The following is a 20,106-nucleotide window of genomic DNA, read 5'->3' as shown; positions in this document are numbered from 1 at the left end:
ATTATGACAATTAAAAAATTAGTTATTCCGTTGCTCGCAGTTGTATGTTTTTCCTGCGGAAATGATCCGTTACCAAAACCAAAAGCGATGTTACGGTTAGATTATGAAGCTCCTAAATATTCTAAAGTAGATGTAAGACTCCCTTTTACGTTTGAAAAGAATGAACATGCAGAAAAGATCTCAAGTATAAAATTAGATGGTGTAAACAACCTATCTGGTGTTAATATTAATTACCCAAAAATGAAAGGCACCATTTATTTGACTTACAAAAAAGTTAATGAGACTAATTTAGATTCATTGCTAAGAGATGCACAATCGCTAACTCAAAAGCATACCATGAAAGCTGATGAGATTGAAAGTGTTCTTTTTGAAAATGCTGAGCACAATGTTTTTGGAATGTTCTATGCTGTTGGAGGTAATGCAGCATCACAATCACAATTTTATGTTACCGATAGTATAAACCACTTTTTAACGGGTTCTTTATATTTCTACGCAAAACCTAATTACGATTCTATATTACCAGCTGCAGCATATCTTAAAAACGATATAAAGCATATCATGGAGACTGTAGAGTGGAAGGAATAAGCAGTATTCAGTATTCAGTATTCAGTATTCAAAAATAAAAAAATGCCTATCGTTTTTCGATAGGCATTTTTTATAAGTTAAAATTACTAGTATTAATTAGCAATCCATTCTCCACCTTCTTTTATGAAGCCTTCAGTTAAAACTTGTAATCCATTATCATAAAGTAAATATGTTACTTGATATTTTTGTCCTTCGGCTGCGCTAGGATCTAAATAATCTAAAAACACAGTTAATGAATATGTAACTTGAGCAGATGTCCAGTTATAATCATAATCATGATAATCGATAAGTGTAGCAACTATATCGGCATATTCTGGATCTGAAGCTAAAGTGTTACCAATATATTCATAATCAGGATTTGTTAAAGTATATCTAATTGTATTATCTGGAACCCAAACACCGTTTTCATAACCAAATTGCAATGATGAAACATTTGGTGACCAGCTACCATTAGTAAATGTATATAGATTTCCTTTTATAACTGTACCAACAGCTGAACCACCATAATATTTGTACGTAATAAAGATTTCATCTTCTTCTTGAGCAAATGGATATTTAATACTTAAAAACTGTGGTAAATAATTTGATGCTGATGTAGAACCACTAAAGTTATTGTACTGACCTGGTTGACCAGAACCTGTTCCCATAGAATCATAATCTGCAGATGTTAAATAGTACGCACCATCAACTAAGTTCCAAGACGACCCATTATATTGATAGTAATTTGTTTTTGTAGTTGAAGGTCCTGTAATACCTACTGTTTTAATCGCAGTAGTAGCTATTCTCCATCGTCCAGCGTCATCATCTGTAGATTCATATTTAAAAGCTATGTTGATAGTTTCTCCATTATAAGCTGAAAAATCATAATCCTCAGATGGATCTAATGTATCAACACCTGCTGTAGTTGCTAAGTTGATTTCATCCCATGATGCAGCACCTGTATCTCCAGTGTAATCTGTAGATACTAATATTTTAAGTAATGATGCATCTCCAGCATATTTTATAGCGTGAGTTATTTGAAATCTAAGATCTGTTTCTCCAGACAAATCAATAGTTGGAGATACCAACCATTCTACATTAGCAACTTGTCCACCAAAGAAACCATTACCTTGGATGTAATCATCAGCAGAAGTCCAAGCATCATCATCACCTGATTCTTCAACAATAGACCAACCTTCAAAACTTCCAGCAAAATCATATTCTATTAATGGAGCAAAACCAACAACAGGCTCTTCTGTATATTGATCATATTCTACTAAAACTATTTGACCTTCAGAAGGAGTAGCTATTTGAGTTGCTAATATGTCCTCTAAAAAATCTGTAGGATCTTCATTTGGAAAAAACGCATTACTTGCAGCAGTTGGATAATCACTTGCAACTAATTCATAATCATCTGCATTTACATAAGCACTTACATCTTCTGGATTACCATCATATAAGTTATAATTCACAGTTACTGAAGAACCTTCTCCCCAATAAGGATATTTATCACTCAAATAATCAGGCAACATTAGTTTTGCATCATCTACATCGCTAAAAGCTTCAAATGTTTCGTAATAATCTGGATCTTCATCATCTCCTTGTTCTACAATTGCAGTATAATCTTCTGTTGACATTTTAAATTCATCAACTCCAACTACTGGATTGTCTTGCGCATCAATTTCATTATTGATGTCTTCTAAAGGATTACAACCAACAATGGTTGTTCCTAAAATAATTGCAATTAAATAAACTATTTTTTTCATTTTCTTAATTTTTTAAAATTTAAGTTTTGCTCCAACACTAAATGTTCTACCGTAACCGTAGTATACTAAAGCCGTTTTTGATGTTGATGGTGGAATATAACCAACATCACCTGGTGTACCTACTTCACCTCCATCATTTGCATCAGATATATATTCAGTATCAAAAATGTTATTCATTCTAGCAGTTAATATGGCATCAAAGTTACCAAATTTAAAACCGTGAGACACTGCAGTATCAAATACACCATATGCAGGAACTTTCCATGCATCTGGAGCACCAGCATTACCTCTTCTACTTGGATCGTAATCAGCATATAAATTATCAAAGTAGTTGTAATCTATAGTAAATCTAGTATCTGGAGCTAATTGATAATTTGCACCTAAAGCAAAAGTTGTTTGAGCAGCATCACCTACATGTAAATCTTCAATAAATAAATTAACTGTTCTAATAACGTTTTGATCTTCATCTAAAATTTGCACATTTTCGATATTGTTTTCCCATCTCCAGTCTCCTAAAGATGCCATACCTGTAAGTTTTAATTTTTCCGTAGCCTTATAAACTAAGTCTATTTCAATACCTTGGTGAATTGCATTAACTCCTAAAACATTTGCAGAAGCAAACGTCCCATCTGGTTGTTGAAAACCAACTGTTTCTGTTCTATCTTTCCAAGTTGTTCTATATAAGTTTACGTTAGCAGTTAATTTCTCACCTCTAAAACCGTAACCTACTTCGAAACTTAATACTTTTTCATTTTCAGCATCTTCAATAATATGTTCGTTATCAAACTGAGTGAAAACAGCATCAAAATCTGGTGCTTTTTCAAAATAACCTAAGTTAACAAATACGTTATGATTAATATCAAGATTATAGTTAGCACCACCTTTTACTCCAAATCCAAAGAAATTATAACGATCAGTTTCTTGTAAAGGATCACTATCTAAGTAATTAAAGTAATCTATTCTTTTATAACCTGTATTAGAAGCTGATAAAGACAAAAATGTTGCTAATTTATCTTTAGAATATTCTAATTGACCAAAAGCACCTAACCATCCAACTTTACCATCGTTAAAGTAACTTCTCTTATCTCCTACTTGTAAAGCTGCATTAGGGTTATTAACATTACTGTCATCTGCTAGATACTGTCCACCTAATAAATCTGTAACTTCTTGAAAATGGATTCCTGTATAATCTCTAAAATCTAAACCAGCTAATAACACTAATTCATCAGATAAGTCTGTTTTTAAAGTCGATAAAATACCATACCAAATATGATCATTTCTAGAAGCTCTTAAAGCAGCTGTAGAGCCGTTTGCTCCATTCGCAATGTTTTCGTCAACAATTTTATCAAAGTCAACTGTACCTAAATTACCAATTCTATAATCTGAATTAGAAAGATTGAATTTATTGCTTAAAGAACCAGCAGTTCCACCACCACCACCAGTACCAAAAGAAGCATAAGCTGCAGTTGACACAGTAGTTTTATCATTTAATGTCCAGTAATGGTTTAAAGATATTTGAGGTTTGTTATAAAAATTATCTTCAACATGAGTTACTTGTCCATTTTTGTAACCCCAATCTGCATTAAACTTTTTACCTCTTTCACTTTCGTTAAAAGTCTCAATAAGTTGTCTATTTTGTCTTTGTCCGTGACGTTGTTTAGCACCAAAAGCAGAAAAAGATAACTTGTGATTATCATTAATTTCTTTAGATAAATTAATAAAATAAGACACAGCGTTAAACTCTGTACCATCAACATAACCATCACCATCTGTTTTTGCAGCAGATATAGTTGCAGCAAAATTATTATCTAATAAGCCTGTTGAATATGTAAAACCAAATTTTTGATAACCATCATTTGCTAAAGTCGTATAAACATTACCACCTTCTTCAACATCTGTAGTTTTTGTCACAATATTAATTGTTCCACCAACAGAAGGCACAGCAACTTTAGATGCTCCTAAACCTCTTTGTACTTGCATTGAACTTGTAACATCACCTAAACCTGCCCAGTTAGACCAGTATACTGCACCATTTTCCATATCGTTTACAGGAATACCGTTAATCATAACTGCGACGTTTTCAGATTGAAAACCTCTAAGATTAACTCTACCGTCTCCAAATCCACCACCAGATTTAGTTGCATAAACACCAGGAGTTGATTTTAAAACTTCAGGAAACTCTTGAGTTCCTAATTTTAACTCAATGTCTGCAGCTCTTACAGTAGATACAGCAACAGGTGTTTTTCTATCAACTGCTACAGAAGCAATAATTTGTACTTCTTGCAAACCTACTTCACTAGATGTTAATGTTATAGTTCCTAAATCTTGATCTCCAGTAAAAGAAATCGTTATAGAATTATAACCCACAAAAGTAATAACTACTTCTCCAGAAGATGCATTTGTTTTGAGCGTAAAGTTTCCATCAAAATCAGTAGAAGTACCATTTGACGTTCCTTTTTCAACAATATTTGCTCCTGGCAAAGGCTCATTCATATCAGCTCCTATGAGCTTACCAGAGATTGTGCTTTGAGAAAAGGCGAGTGTAGTGCACAAAAAGACTACAAGTACCAATAAACATTTTGAAAGTTTTTTCATTGTTTAAGATTTAATTAAGAGTTTTAATTTTTGGCAAAAATACGTCTGTTTAAACGATACTATATTACCATAGTGTTAAGAATTATTAACACTTAAAAATACTTAAAATTTTCTTAAATTTTGAAATCAGAACACTGGCAATAAGCCAAGTATTCAACAACAATTACACCTGATCTTGGTAGTATTTAATGAGGTTTTGAGTAGATTGATCATGATTGTTAATAACATTAACATCTTGAAGCTCATTCAAAATTGTGTTTGCAAGTTGTTTTCCTAATTCAACACCAAATTGGTCGTAGCTAAAAATATTCCAGACAACACCTTGAACAAAAATTTTGTGTTCATACATCGCAATTAATTTACCTAAACTTTCTGGAGTTAACTTTTCGATTAGGAAAGTAGTCGTAGGCTTATTACCATCAAACACTTTAAATGGTGTTAGCTCTTTAATTTTTTCTTCGGAAGCTCCTTGCGCTTTCAACTCATCAATAACGGTTTTTTGAGATTTACCACTCATTAACGCTTCGGTTTGCGCAAAAAAGTTTGACATGAGTTTATCTTGATGGTCTTGATTACCATGAAGTGATTTTGCAAAACCTATAAATTCCGCAGGAATTAATTTAGTACCTTGATGGATCAATTGAAAAAATGCATGTTGAGAGTTTGTACCTGGTTCTCCCCAAATTATGGTTCCTGTTTGGTAGTTTATTTTATCTCCATTTCTATCGACACTTTTCCCATTACTTTCCATAATACCTTGTTGAAGGTAGGTCGCAAATTGATTTAAATATTGTGAATATGGAATAACAGCTTCACTTTCGGCATTGAAAAAATTATTATACCACACACTTAATAGCGCAGTAATTACTGGTATGTTTTTATCAAATTCTTCGGTTTTAAAATGCACATCCATTTTATGTGCTCCTAAAAGCAGTTTATCAAAATTATCGAAACCAACTGCTAAACTAATGGTCAATCCAACAGCACTCCATAGTGAAAATCGTCCACCAACCCAATTCCACATTGGAAAAATATTATCTTCATCAATCCCAAAGGCTTTCACCTTTTCTATATTAGTAGAAACAGCAACAAAATGTTTTGAAACTGCATCTTGTGGTGCGTGTTTTAAAAACCACTCTCTTAAGGTATTGGCATTAGATAAAGTTTCTTGTGTTGTAAACGTTTTTGAAACAATTACAAAAAGTGTTGTTTCTGGATTTAAATTTTTAATGACTTCATTCACATGATCACCATCCACATTACTTACAAAATGTGTCTTTAAATGGTTTTTATAAAATGCTAAAGAATCTACAACCATAGCTGGTCCTAAATCTGATCCACCAATCCCAATGTTTACAACATCTGTAAATGATTGATTTTTATATGTTTTTAATTCTCCTCCAATTACTTTATTAGAGAAGTCTTTGATTTTATGCTTGACTTCAAAAATCTCTGGCATCACATTCTCTCCATCAACTAGAACCTCAGCATTCTCAGGGTTTCTTAATGCTGTGTGTAAGACTTCGCGACCTTCGGTTTGATTGATAACATCTCCACCAAAATATTTACTCATTGCATCTTTAAGTTCTACTTCATTTGCTAATTCTAATAGTAAGTCAAGTGTTTCTTTAGATACTCTATGTTTTGAATAATCTACATAAAAATCTTCCCATTTAATAGTCATATCATTTGCTCGATTAGTTTGTAGAGCAAATAAATCATTAAGATGTGTGTGTTCTATAGTTTCAAAATGCGCTTGTAATTTACTCCAAGCTGCAGTTTTTGTTGGGTTGATTGCTTTTAATGCCATTATTGTATTTTACTAGTAATTGTTACTTCTTCCGAAGGAATTTCTATTTTATTGTCTTGAAATTGAATATTATCTAACTGAATTTTTAACGGTTTGATAAACTCTGTATAATTTGCTTTAAGAGAGTCAGGAATAGATTCTGCTGCAGGTAATTTTTCTTGAAAAGGATCTACTTGTTTTCCGTTTTTCCAGAAACGATAGCATACATGAGGTCCTCCTGTATTTCCTGTCATACCAACCCAACCAATCACATCACCTTGTTTTACAAAATCGCCTTTTTTCACGTTTTGAGCTTTCATGTGTAAATACTGTGTACTGTATGTTCCGTTGTGTTTAATTTTTACGTATTTCCCATTTCCTCCTCGTCTTGTAGATTCTGTAACTGTACCATTTGCTGTTGCTAAAATTTCTGTTCCAATTGGCGCTGCAAAATCGGTACCTTTATGTGGTCTTAATCTATAACCATAGTATTTAATACGACGATTTAAATTATAACGAGATGAAATTCTACTAAATTGTACTGGAGCTTTTAAGAACGTTCGTCTTAAACTCTTCGTGTTTTCGTCAAAATAATCGGAAATATTTTTTGTGCTATCCACCTCAAAATTAAACGCATAAAACGATTCGTCTTTATGTTTAAAATAGGCTGCATCTATGCTTTCAATTCCTGCAGGAATAGAATCTTGGATATATCGTTGTTTGTAAACAATTTTAAAGCGATCGCCTTTTTGAAGTCTAAAGAAATCTATGGTCCAAGCATAGATATCACTCATGTCATTGATTAACTCATACGGCAAACCTTGTTGTTCCATTGTTTCAGACAAGTTATTCATCACTATTCCTGATGCTTCCTTTTGAACGAGACTTATAGGTTTCTTATCATTATAAGTGATGATTGAATCTGCGAACTTGATAACAACATAGTCTATACTATTTGGCTGATATATAAAACACTCTGGAGTTTGCAATGAATCTTTAGAGCATAATAACGTGTATGGTTTACCAGCTTTAAGATTTCTAATATTAAAACTATCTTTAACTTTCTCTGCAATGTTAAAAATTCTAGGATACCCAATATTGTTACGTTCTAATATTTCACCAAAACTATCTCCACTTTTTATGGTATCTCGTTTTACGATGTAATTTTCAAGAACAAAACCAAATTCTTTAATTGGTTCTGGTTCTACAATGGCTTGTAATGGTTCTACTTCTGGTTTTTCCTCTTCTTTGCATGAAAAAACACTGATGCATAATAAAAGTGCTATTAATAATTGTTTTGGTTGCATTAATTGTATAGTTATTATTTTATAAGTCGTTTCCCCAATTTTCTATTTCTTCCTCACTCCAAAGTTCAGGAAAAAATATGCGCTTTTGATATTTAGGATGCATATATTTTTTCCAGTCGCTACCTCCTGTTGCTTCGCCATCACCTGTACCACTTTCTATATAGTGGCGTGCGGCATTGTAATGTGCTATTACCCATTTGATATTCACTGTGTGATCAAAATGACGCATTGCTTTAACTAAGTCTTCATCTTTTTGATCTTTCTCAGGAAGTTCTTTAAATCTAGACCACAAATTCTTTGTGTTATACGTTTGCATGAAACGAATAAAATCACCTTTATAGCGTTTTTCAAAATTGGTTAAGAGTGTAGACTTCTTACCAGTTTTATAGTCTTTTCCTGCTGCTTGCCAATATAAATGTTCAAAAGCATGTTCAAAAGGCGTGTCTCGATCTATAGTTTTTCTAAATCTATAATCTATAAGGTTGATGAGCTCTGTAGATGCGAACTCTATCATTCTATATTGTGCACTTTGAAATCCGCTAGCAGGTGTTAATGTATATCTAAATTTCATATACTGCTCAATAGACATACCTTCTCTCATAATATTAAAAGAAGTTGTGAGCATATCAAAATAACGACTTACTCGCATAATCTTATCTTCAAAAAAAGCAACATCGATCTCTTCTTTTTCTGCAACCTGTTGGATTTCCCATAAAATCATTTTAAAAATGAGTTCATTGATTTGATGGTATGCTATAAACACCATCTCATCTGGAAGCGTTGTACGTTGTATTTGAAGATTTAATAACGCATCGGTTTGTATATAGTCCCAATATGTAATAGGCTTGCTGTAAAGCAAGCCATATAGGTGATCATCTGTATCTTGATCTATTTTCGTGTATTTCTCTTGAATTTGCTCAACGATATCGTCAAACTTGCGTAAATCATCCATTTATTTAATCAAATTGTATCGGGAAATAGTGTTTTAGACCTTTAAATTCTACCAACTCAGCTCTTAAAGAACCTACAGATAAATCTGCTTGTATTTTTAGTGGAATTTTATTTTCATCTGCACTCACCCAAAGTGTCAAACTTTCTTGCTCCTTAAAGACACGTCCAGCCATTACATATGGTCTAAATCTTAAGGTTTTTATTTTACCAAATTCTGTTTCTATAGTTTCTCGACCTAAATATTTTAATTTAAAACCAAAATTCTCTTCATCAAAAAACATGTCTAATTCTACAATATCACCAACTTTAATATCATCAGTTTCATAATTATTCCGAAGGTAATAAAACGCAGATACCATATCCTGAACGTTAGGCTCTGTTGCAATTATCTTTGTGGTTTTATTTTCTTTATTTTCTACTAAAGCTTCTTTTTTAACATGATCAAAAGCGATCTCAATATCTTTTGTATGACCACCTTCATCAATTTTTCTAATAAATTTATAAGGCACTCCTGTTTCTTTATCAAAGTAGCTTTCGTATCTATCCTTCACTTTAAAAAACCATTTAATAGCACCAGTAGTCCAGCCTTTTCCTGTAACATGATACACAGGCTTACCTTTCAAAGTGGTTTCGTCAACAGATAGTGTTGCGTTTCCTGCTTTTAAGAACCCACTATAGCTCATTTCAAATTTAAACCATTCTCCATCTTTAAACGCACTCTCTTTCTGGGCAAAAGAAGCTTGCGTACAAAGCAAAATTATAAATATAAGTAGTACATTTTTCATTATCGTAATTATTATAAATGAAACTTTTACTATTTCATTTTATTGTTTAGTAGGTAGAATTACAATTACTATTCCAAAAATATAAATTTTATTGAAACCTTTATGAATAAAGGTATTATAGTTGTGTTAGATTTTAAATTAAACTTTCTTTTCTTCGGAAATGTGCTACATACAACATACATTCTATAAAATGAAAGCTCAATCCTAAATAAGATTGAGCTTCTAAATTATAAAAATCCGGACAGTTTATTACAACGTTCCTCGTTTTGCTTGTTCACGCTCAATAGATTCAAACAATGCTTTAAAATTCCCAGCTCCAAATCCTTGAGCACCCATTCTTTGAATAATTTCAAAAAATAAGGTTGGTCTATCTTCTACTGGTTTAGTGAAAATTTGAAGTAAGTAACCCTCTTCATCTGCATCAATCATTATAGATAATTTTTGAAGCTCTCCAATATCTTCTTTCATCATATCCATATGCACACCTAATCGTTTTGGAATATCATCATAATACGCTTGAGGAGGAGGTGGTAAAAACTCAATACCTCTAGCTTTTAATTGTGCTACTGTTTTTATAATATCATCTGTAGCAACGGCAATATGTTGCACACCAGAATCTTCATAAAAATCTAAGTACTCTTCAATTTGAGATCTTTTTGCCGCTTTTGCAGGTTCGTTTATTGGGAATTTGATACGTCCATTACCATTACTCATCACTTTACTCATTAGTGCAGAGTATTCTGTATGGATTTGTTTGTCATCAAAAGACAAGAAATTTACAAATCCCATCACATCTTCATACCATTTTACCCATGTATTCATTTGTCCCCAACCAACATTTCCAACCATGTGGTCTATATATTTTAATCCTACAGGTTCTGGATTATAATCGCTTTTCCATTCTACAAATCCTGGCATAAATGTGCCATTATAATTTTTTCTTTCTACAAACATATGAACGGTTTCGCCATAGGTATAGATTCCTGCTCTTACAACTTCGCCATGTTCATCTTTTTCAACCACTGGTTCCATATAAGATTTCGCACCTCTTTTAGTCGTTTCCTCATATGATTTTCTAGCATCATCCACCCAAAGCGCAACCACTTTTACACCATCACCATGTTTTACGATGTGATCGTTAATTGGTGATTTACTATTTAAAGGTGTTGTCAATACCAATCTAATTTTATCTTGTTTAAGCACATAACTTACTGAGTCTTTTGAACCAGTTTCTAACCCTTTATAAGCATAAGATTGAAACCCAAATGCTGTTTTATAAAAATGCGCAGATTGTTTTGCATTACCTACATAGAATTCTACATAGTCTGTACCTAATAATGGTAAAAAATCTTGTGCACCTTCAAAGATTTTTTCTAATCCGTAATCGACACTTTTTACTTCTTTTGCCATAATGATTTTATTTTTAGAGTTTTCTTGGAGTTTTCATATTTCCGAAGAAAAAAAATTTATTTTAATTGTTTAAACTGTCTATTTCTGTTTCTATGAGCTCTTTCTCGATGAACTCTTCAATATTTATGGAATCTACTCTAATGGTATCTTCTTCAATTTGATAATAATCGTCTTCGTTGTCATAAATAGAATCATTTTCCCATTCATAATTATAATCTTCGGTAGTGTTTTGAGATTCTTCATAAGCTTGCTTAAATATCTCTGAAATAAACACACCATAAATCATAAAATAAGCGATATAACCCAAAGTAATTAATGAACTTATAACTAACGAAATTATATTTAAAACCTTTGCTGTAGACACATTACTCCTACTACTTGGGCTATACGCTTCAGGATTTGCATTATACTCATGTAAACTCTTATTAGCAATAACTAAACCTATGATACTAAGAATAACTGGTACTATTGCAAAAATACCACAACAGCAACCTGCAAGTGAGATTGTTATGGCTATAATACCTAAAACTAGAGCAGAAGGATCTGCAGACAACTTATTGTTTTTCATAATATTTTAATGCTCCAACCAAGATTTATAGTAATCTTCGTCGGCTATTTTTAAGGCTTCTTCTGTAATTTGTAGCGGTTTAAATGTATCTACCATTACAGCGAGTTCATCTGTTTTTACTTTACCAATACTACGCTCTGTTGCTCCTGGGTGTGGACCATGAGGTATACCTGCTGGATGTAAGCTTATGTGTCCTGCATCTATGTCATTACGACTCATGAAATCGCCATCTACATAATACAATACCTCATCACTATCTATATTACTATGATTGTATGGTGCAGGAATACTATCTGGATGATAATCATACAAACGTGGTACAAAACTACACACTACAAAAGCATCTGTCTCAAAAGTTTGATGTACTGGAGGTGGTTGATGGATACGTCCTGTAATGGGTTCAAAATCATGAATAGATAAAGCGTACGGATAATTATACCCATCATAACCTACTACATCAAAAGGATGTGAGGCATAAACCATTTCGAAAATATCACCTTGTTTTTTAACTTTCATTAAAAACTCTCCAGATTCGTTATTGGTTTCTAATTCATGTGGCTGACGAATATCTCGCTCACAAAAAGGAGAATGTTCTAAAAGTTGACCAAACCAATTTCTATAACGTTTTGGTGTGTAAATTGGCCTGCGAGATTCTACGATGAAAAGTCTATTGTCTTTGGTATCAAAATCCATTTTATAGATAATTCCTCTAGGCACAACTAGATAATCTCCATATTTGAAATCTATATTCCCTAGATGTGTTCTAAGTTTTCCAGAGCCTTTATGAACAAAAATGAGTTCGTCTGCATCTGAATTTTTATAAAAATAATCCGTCATGGATTCTTTTGGTGCTGCTAAAATAATCGTGCAATCACTATTAGTGAGTACCGCTTTTCTACTGTCTAGATAATCGTTTTCTGGCTTGACTTGAAAACCTCGTAAACGATAGGATTGAATATGATTTGCTTTTGCGATTTTTGGAGCAACACTGTATTGTTTTTTAATTGCTTTGACCTGTGTTGGTCTTTGCTCATGGTAACTATTTGTGGACATGCCATCAAAACCTATAGTACCAAATAATTGTTCAGCATACAAACTACCATCCTCTTTTCGGAATTGAGTATGTCGTTTTGGTGGAATTTTTCCTAATTTATGATAAAAAGGCATATTCTTTTGATATTAAATATTAGAAATTAAAAGTTTGAAGTAAAATGACTTCTCACTTTATTGACTTGATATAAAGATACAAATATGCAGGCTTATTCAGGATTTCTTTTGATAAGAAACTGTAGATGACTTAATAAATCTTTGAAGATGAGATTTGACATGGGTTAAATATCGGGAAAATTTCAATAAATAATTTAAACTCTTGAGCAATTTATTTTTTTATTACAGGATTTCAAAATTAACCTATATGAACTATTATTAAATAAAATTTTTACTAAAAAACATATTATATAGAAAATTTTCTATATATTTATAAAGTTGAAAGTGATAACTTTTTAGGTTTTTAAGAAGCTCCTTTATTGTTCTAGGTTTCGACAACTTGTTGCAACACAACAAGCGCTTGTTTTTTATTTTTTTGTTTTAGCTTCTAATAATTGCTTCTTAATTATGGCTTCTTACTTAAATATTAAACCCAATATTGGGATAACTATTAATACATAATAAGATGAATAATACTTTTAAAAAAATCATAAAAGGTACAGTAGCTATTTTCGCTATTAAGGTTGCTTTAGTAATTGGAATTTTTGTTTTTCAATCTTGTCAAAGTGAGAGATTAGAAAATGAGACGAGTAATGAAATAGATAATAAATTCTTAAATATATTAGATGAAAATAGGAGTAAACTGACGAACATTTCAGTTTTTAAAAACAAAATAACTAGCAGTAACAATCTAAATGCGAGAGATCAACAAGAATATGAAGGTGAAACTTATACTGTATGTCTAATGGCATACGATGAAACTACTACCAATTCTACCGAAGATATAATTAATAATATTGAAAATATAGGTGACTTAATTATTTCAAAAACAACACATCAATTAATTATTGGGCAATTTGATGAAATTGAAGATAATGAAAATCAAGATGAAATTAATTATGATGACTGTATTGCTATGATTGAGATTCCTATACAACCAGTACTGGATGCTTTAAATCCAGTTACAAGTGCTGCTAAGCAATATTTTTACAACAAAGGTTTTACTGAAACGGAAATCATTGAAATGTTAGATGGAGAGGATGAGTCTACTCTTATACCTATTGTTATGAATGTTGTATATTCAGACAATACAAGTCAAGCTTCAATTGATTTTTTGAGTGTTTTTGGAGAGAGTGCTTATGCACAGAATGGTGTTCGCGATTGTTTTCTTGAAGCGACAGGAATTGCAGCTGGAGTAGCATTAGTTAGTGCGTTAACAGCACAAACCATGGACAAGAAACTAGTTAAGAAATTAGTAAAAACAGCTGTTAAAAAAATTGGTGGAAGGGTATTAGGAGGAATTGGACTAGCATTAATGGTTGCCGAATTTGCATGGTGTTTAACAGAATGATATGATGTTTAAATTAAAAATTTTTAGTCTAGTTTTAAAAATTCCTAAATCGATATATATCTTTATTTGGTGTATTGCAGGTTGCAGTATTTTAGGTTATAATTTTATTTTAGACATTATAAATATTGAAAATACAACACCTTCAAAATTCAGTTTACTAACACAAATCGTTTGGTTTTTATTTTTTGTATGGTATGTAATAAAGTACTTGAAGAAAGAACAAAACAATAAGTTATAAGCATATTACAACTTAGATAAGTCTAGAAAATTTAGAAAGCAGTAAGATTAAATTCTATACTGCTTTTTAGTTTTAAAACCAAAACCCAATATTAAAATACCAAACGCTTTCGCGTTGTTCTGGTGAGTAACTAAATTTTGCTTGTATGGGTCCTAAAAACGTTTCAACTCCATATCCTAAAGCGTAACCTCTATAATCTGGTAATGTCAACCACTCTCCAGAATCAAAGATATCACTACCTATATTTGACCAATTTCCTTCTAAAGTAATATGGTTTTTATTAAAAATCTCATAATTAGCACTTGCATAAGCTTTCACATAACTATTACCTGTGAGCGAAATATATTCATAACCCAAAAACGGAACGAAGTTATTTATAAAATCATTTCCATAACCACCAATGGCAAAATCTAAGGTGTTTGTAGATTTATCTCCAAATTTAAAACCACCTCCAGTTTGAAAATTGAAACTTATTTTATCTGAAACTTTAAATGCATAACCCATTTCGGCTTTTGCTATAGAAAATCGCTCAAAATCTTGATTAAATGACGATGCAAATAAATAATTATGTAAGTCACCACAAAAATAAACACCAGATGACGGATAATGTTTATTGTCATAAGTGTCTAGTTTCAAATTTCCGAAGACACTAAAATAATCTGTGTTTTCAAATAAAAACTCATCGGTTTGAGAATTAATTGTTATTGTTTCAGATTTAACATTCAAACGCTTATGTTCTGCTCCAACACTTAGCGCAAAATCTTTTCTAAACAATGTTTGCAAGTAAAATTGATTGGTTTGATCTCTAAACTTAACATCTAACTTGTTAATTCCTGTAATATTTATTTGTTCTTCATCTAGAAGTAATTCGCTATTAATACCTTTTTCAAATTGATTATACCTTGAACGTAATCCAACACTCCAATAAAACCCTTTATCAATTAGGTACTCAAAGTTATATCTCACATTATCCCCAAAAATAAGATCTAATGTTGCTATATCATTATTAAATAACAATCGCTTTTTTGTCAAATTAACGAGTGCAGCACTTTTATAAACATCATCATAATGGATCCCTAATTTTAAAAATGTTGTGACTCTAGATTCTCGAAGTTGAGCTTCAAAATCATAACCTTCTCTGTTTTTAGTATGTTTAAAACCATATTGAAACGAATCAAAATTATTAGTCGCTATCAAATTATTCACACCTTGATTAAAATCCTCATAGCTTATTTTTTCATCTCCTTTAAGTTTTAATTTACCTAAAATATAAGCTCGTGTGTAGCGATTATTACCTTGGATATTAATTCCATTTAAAATGATGCTATCTTTAGATGTTAGATCTAATTCTTGATTACTATTTGTGGTACCATCTATATTTCTGGGAAGTTCACTTAAAGCTGACAACTGCTCTAAAGCTGCTATTTTTCCGTTATTAATGATTTCTTTTCCTTCACTAAATGAAATAACTGTAAAGTTTTTAATATCTGGTTTTATATAAATATCAGTCTTTTTAGACTTCACTTTCATATCATTAATTGTCCTAAAATTATTTATTTGCATCAATACATCTGGAGCAGAAATCATTTCATCCCGAGTTGCCAAATCATCTTGCACATCAACGCCAATAATGATATCCATTCCTTTTGCTCTAAGCTCATCAATTGGATAATTATTTACAACTCCACCATCAATTAATAAATCATCACCTATAACCACAGGTTGAAATAATGATGGAAATGCTCCACTAGCCGTTATACTTTGTGGCAAATTACCAGAATCTAAAAGCACTTGTTTCCCAGTTTCTATATTAGTAGCAATGCAAAAAAACGGAATTGGCAAGTTTTCAAATTTATCTACATCACTTACATGAAGGGTTAATTTCGTAAATAAATTAAAAATATTTTGACCTCTAGATAAAGCCGAAGGTAATTTTAGTTTGAAATCATTAAACGGTAGTATTATACCATATTTCTCAGTGTTATTACGCTCATAAATTGATTTTGAGGATCGTGGTAAATTATCATTAATAACTGCATCAAAATCTAAGCTATCAAAAATTGAATCTAACTGCTTCCCAGTATAACCTGAGGCATATAAAGATCCAACAATTGCTCCCATACTTGTACCAGCAATATAATCAACTTTAATCCCAAGACTATCTATTACTTTTAAAACACCAATATGCGCAAAACCCTTTGCTCCACCACCACTCAAAACCAAACCAATTTTAGGTTTTTGGTCATTTGCATTGGTTTGCGCTTTCATTGAAAACGTGCTCAATAGCATCAATATGATTATAAATTTAATTTTCACAACGCTTATTACTTATTACTATAATAATCTATTATTTTTTGAGCTCTTGATAAGCCAACAACCTTTTCTAAATCTTCTTTTTTTGCTTCGGAAATGCGCTTTACCGACTTAAATTGCTTCATTAAAGCTACAACGGTCTGCTCTCCAATACCTGGTATGGTTTCTAGCTCTGTATTTAATGCTTGTTTACTACGTCTATTTCTATGATGCTCTATCCCAAAACGGTGAGCTTCGTTTCGCAAATGTTGAATAACTTTCAACGTTTCGCTTTTTTTATCTAAATATAAGGGAATTGGGTCGTCTGGATAGAATAATTCTTCCAAACGTTTTGCAATTCCGATGATTGCAATTTTATTCCGAAGATTTAAAGCATCCAAACTCTTTAACGCAGACGATAACTGCCCTTTACCTCCATCAATTATTATTAATTGCGGCAAGGGTTGTTTTTCATCCAGTAATCTTTTGTAACGACGATAAACGACTTCTTCCATAGAGGCAAAATCATCTGGACCAACAACCGTTTTTATATTAAAATGACGGTAATCTCGTTTACTTGGTTTCCCATCTTTGAAAACCACACATGCTGCCACAGGATTTGTACCTTGTATATTTGAGTTATCAAAACATTCAATATGACGAGGTTCTTCACCAAGTCGTAAATCTACTTTCATTTGCGCCATAATTCTATTAGCATGACGATCTGGATCCACAATTTTAACTTGTTTAAAACGCTCCATACGATAGTATTTAGCATTCCGAAGCGATAAGTCTAAAATCTTTTTTTTGTCACCCAATATTGGCACAGTTACTTTTATATTTTCACCTAAGTCTACTTTAAAAGGCACATAAACTTCTTTTGAAGTGGAGTTGAAACGTTGTCTAATTTCAGTAATTGATAGTTCTAATAATTGTAAATCGGTTTCGTCTAATTTCTTTTTAATCTCTAAAGTGTGCGATCTGATAATGCTTCCGTAAGATAATTGTAAAAAGTTGACATAAGCGTAACTTTCATCACTCATAATGCTAAACACATCAACATTGCTAATTTTAGGATTTACAATCGTTGATTTTGCTTGATAATTTTCTAAAACCTCAACTTTTTCTTTAATTCGCTGCGCTTCTTCAAAATGCATATCTTGAGCCAATTCTTTCATTTGGGTTTTAAATTGCGATAGAGAATCTTTAAAATTTCCTTTTAATATTTCTCGTATGGCAACAATATGCACATTATATTCGGCTTCACTTTGTAGATTTTCACATGGACCTTTGCAATTACCTAGATGATATTCTAAACAAACTTTATACTTTTTGGCTTCAATTTTTTCTTCGGAAAGATTATAATTACACGTACGTAAGCTATATAAACCCTTTATTAAATCAAGTAATGTCCAAACCGTTTTCATGCTTGTATATGGACCGAAATATTCTGAGCCATCTTTAAACATGCGTCGCGTTGTAAATACTCTAGGAAAGCGTTCATTTTTTATACAAATCCAAGGATACGATTTATCATCTTTAAGCAATACATTATAACGTGGTTTGTATTTTTTTATAAGGTTATTTTCTAGTAAAAGTGCATCTGTTTCTGTCTCTACAACAATATGTTTAATACTTGCTATTTTTTTTACTAGAACTCTTGTCTTACCGTTTTCGTGAGTTTTAGTGAAGTAAGAACTCACCCTTTTTTTTATGTTTTTTGCTTTTCCTACATAGATTAACTTCTCATCAGCATCAAAATATTGATACACACCAGGTTGGTGAGGCAGTGTTTTAATTTGTATCTCTAGTGTAGGTTTATCCATTTTTATCAAAGTTAATACTTACTATTTAAAACTCATTTTTTATGTGTTAAAAATTAGAGGATAAAATTATTTTTGAAATACACTTATTGTTTACCTTTCGCCTCTTTTAAAATATAAAAATGACCAAAAAAGTAATAGGACGAATTGATAAAGTCGATTTCCCTAAATTAAATTTAAAACATGTTGATGTTAAAATAGATACAGGTGCTTATACTTCTGCAATTCACTGTTCTAAAATAATTGAGCAAGACGGTAAACTCATTTGTACTTTTGAGAGTAAAGGTCATCCTAACTTTAAAAGTGAACATATTATTTTTGATACCTACACACATACTGATGTGAAAAGTAGTAATGGATTTAAAGAAAACCGTTATAAAATCAAATCAGACATCATATTCTTTGGTAAAACATATAAGATTAACTTAACTTTAAGCACTAGAGACGACATGAAATTCCCTGTACTAATTGGACGACAATTTCTAAGCAAGAAATTTTTGGTTGATGTCAATTTAGAAAATGTTTCTTTTAATAATTCCAACTCATGAACATAGTAATTTTATCCAGAAATGCCCAATTATACTCAACAGATCGTCTTGTACAAGAAGCTAGATCTAGAGGACATAAAGTAGAAATCATTGATCCTCTTAAATGCGACATTATTATAGAAAAAGAAAAACCAACCATTTTTTATAATGATCGTTATCTGGATTATGTTGATGCCATAATACCAAGAATTGGGTCATCAGTTACCTTTTATGGTTGTGCAGTTGTTCGTCAATTTGAAGAAATGGGAGTGTTTACTATTGCAACTTCAGACGCGATTCAACGCTCAAGAGATAAATTGCGAAGTTTACAACGCTTGAGTAAAGCCGGAATTGGAATGCCTAAAACAGTTTTCACTAACTATTCTCGCGATGTAGAAGAGGTGATTGAGCATGTAGGTGGAACTCCTGTAATTATTAAACTTTTAGAAGGCACTCAAGGTTTAGGTGTTGTTTTAGCAGAAAGCAAGAACGCAGCAGAATCGGTACTAGAAGCCTTTAATGGTCTTCAAGCCAGAGTGATTGTACAAGAGTTTATTAAAGAAGCTAAAGGTGCAGATCTAAGAGCTTTGGTTGTTGACGGACAAGTAGTAGGAGCAATGAAACGTCAAGGTAAAGAAGGAGAATTTAGATCTAATCTTCATCGTGGTGGAAGCGCTAATATTATTAAATTAGATGCAGACGAACTCAAACTAGCAATGAATGCATCTAAAGCATTAAAACTTCCTGTATGTGGAGTTGATATGTTACAATCTGCTAGAGGTCCTTTATTATTAGAAGTAAATTCTACTCCTGGATTAGAAGGAATAGAAGGTGCAACAGGAAAAAATATAGCAAAAGCCATTATTACGTTTATTGAACGCAATAGAAAATAATATTAATTAAGTCTCAAAATATCATCTATAAAAATAATTTA

The 20,106-nt window shown here is 31.8% G+C and carries 15 protein-coding genes; 4 read left to right on the top strand and 11 right to left on the bottom strand.

What is annotated here, in order from left to right:
• Positions 1-3: 3 nt before the first annotated feature.
• The gene (gldD, locus tag WNY78_RS00870; protein WP_342871288.1) at positions 4-585 is read left to right on the top strand and encodes a gliding motility lipoprotein GldD; all 582 of its coding nucleotides are present in this window, start codon (positions 4-6) and stop codon (positions 583-585) included.
• 92 nt (positions 586-677) lie between these two features.
• On the opposite strand, the gene WNY78_RS00865 is transcribed toward gldD, so the two are convergent.
• The 9 genes from WNY78_RS00865 to WNY78_RS00825 all read right to left on the bottom strand — a co-directional run bounded on the left by WNY78_RS00865 (position 678) and on the right by WNY78_RS00825 (position 12,902).
• The gene (locus WNY78_RS00865; RefSeq protein ID WP_342871287.1) at positions 678-2,330 is read right to left on the bottom strand and encodes a choice-of-anchor J domain-containing protein; all 1,653 of its coding nucleotides are present in this window, start codon (positions 2,328-2,330) and stop codon (positions 678-680) included.
• A gap of 12 nt (positions 2,331-2,342) precedes the next feature.
• A complete protein-coding gene (locus WNY78_RS00860) occupies positions 2,343-4,925 on the bottom strand; it encodes a TonB-dependent receptor (RefSeq protein ID WP_342871286.1) in 2,583 nt (860 codons plus the stop codon).
• Between the two features lie 163 nt (positions 4,926-5,088).
• Positions 5,089-6,735 (bottom strand): glucose-6-phosphate isomerase, encoded by a 1,647-nt coding sequence (gene pgi, locus WNY78_RS00855; RefSeq protein ID WP_342871285.1) that lies wholly within the window; start codon positions 6,733-6,735, stop codon positions 5,089-5,091.
• Positions 6,735-8,021, bottom strand: a complete 1,287-nt coding sequence (locus tag WNY78_RS00850; RefSeq protein WP_342871284.1) for a peptidoglycan DD-metalloendopeptidase family protein — start codon at positions 8,019-8,021, stop codon at positions 6,735-6,737. The genes pgi and WNY78_RS00850 overlap by 1 nt, the downstream gene beginning before the upstream one ends.
• Positions 8,022-8,040: 19 nt before the next feature.
• Positions 8,041-8,973 (bottom strand): tryptophan 2,3-dioxygenase family protein, encoded by a 933-nt coding sequence (locus WNY78_RS00845; RefSeq protein ID WP_342871283.1) that lies wholly within the window; start codon positions 8,971-8,973, stop codon positions 8,041-8,043.
• 4 nt (positions 8,974-8,977) lie between these two features.
• Entirely contained in the window at positions 8,978-9,757 is a 780-nt protein-coding gene (locus WNY78_RS00840) for a DUF3108 domain-containing protein (RefSeq protein WP_342871282.1), read from the bottom strand.
• Between the two features lie 249 nt (positions 9,758-10,006).
• Entirely contained in the window at positions 10,007-11,167 is a 1,161-nt protein-coding gene (gene hppD, locus WNY78_RS00835; protein WP_342871281.1) for a 4-hydroxyphenylpyruvate dioxygenase, read from the bottom strand.
• A gap of 61 nt (positions 11,168-11,228) precedes the next feature.
• Positions 11,229-11,735: a CCC motif membrane protein gene (locus WNY78_RS00830; protein ID WP_342871280.1), complete on the bottom strand. Its 507-nt coding sequence runs from the start codon at positions 11,733-11,735 to the stop codon at positions 11,229-11,231.
• Positions 11,736-11,741: 6 nt separating this feature from the next.
• Positions 11,742-12,902, bottom strand: a complete 1,161-nt coding sequence (locus tag WNY78_RS00825) for a homogentisate 1,2-dioxygenase (protein ID WP_342871279.1) — start codon at positions 12,900-12,902, stop codon at positions 11,742-11,744.
• 505 nt (positions 12,903-13,407) lie between these two features.
• On the opposite strand from WNY78_RS00825, the gene WNY78_RS00820 reads away from it, so the two are divergent.
• Positions 13,408-14,292, top strand: a complete 885-nt coding sequence (locus tag WNY78_RS00820) for a hypothetical protein (protein ID WP_342871278.1) — start codon at positions 13,408-13,410, stop codon at positions 14,290-14,292.
• Positions 14,293-14,602: 310 nt separating this feature from the next.
• On the opposite strand, the gene WNY78_RS00815 is transcribed toward WNY78_RS00820, so the two are convergent.
• Together WNY78_RS00815 and uvrC are read right to left on the bottom strand one after the other, a co-directional pair.
• Positions 14,603-16,798, bottom strand: coding sequence for a patatin-like phospholipase family protein (locus tag WNY78_RS00815; RefSeq protein WP_342871277.1), 2,196 nt, complete (start codon positions 16,796-16,798; stop codon positions 14,603-14,605).
• A 56-nt stretch (positions 16,799-16,854) separates the two neighbouring features.
• A complete protein-coding gene (gene uvrC, locus WNY78_RS00810; protein ID WP_342871276.1) occupies positions 16,855-18,648 on the bottom strand; it encodes an excinuclease ABC subunit UvrC in 1,794 nt (597 codons plus the stop codon).
• Between the two features lie 119 nt (positions 18,649-18,767).
• Between uvrC and WNY78_RS00805 the strand changes: the two genes are divergently transcribed.
• A complete protein-coding gene (locus WNY78_RS00805) occupies positions 18,768-19,193 on the top strand; it encodes a RimK/LysX family protein (RefSeq protein ID WP_342871275.1) in 426 nt (141 codons plus the stop codon).
• Positions 19,190-20,065: a 30S ribosomal protein S6--L-glutamate ligase gene (gene rimK / locus WNY78_RS00800; RefSeq protein WP_342871274.1), complete on the top strand. Its 876-nt coding sequence runs from the start codon at positions 19,190-19,192 to the stop codon at positions 20,063-20,065. Before WNY78_RS00805 ends, rimK begins: the two co-directional genes overlap by 4 nt.
• Positions 20,066-20,106: the final 41 nt, after the last annotated feature.

The organism is Psychroserpens sp. AS72, from assembly GCF_038900375.1.
Lineage (GTDB): Bacteria > Bacteroidota > Bacteroidia > Flavobacteriales > Flavobacteriaceae > Psychroserpens.
Note: the sequence above shows the minus strand (reverse complement) of the source record. Positions and strands in the feature narration are given on the sequence as shown.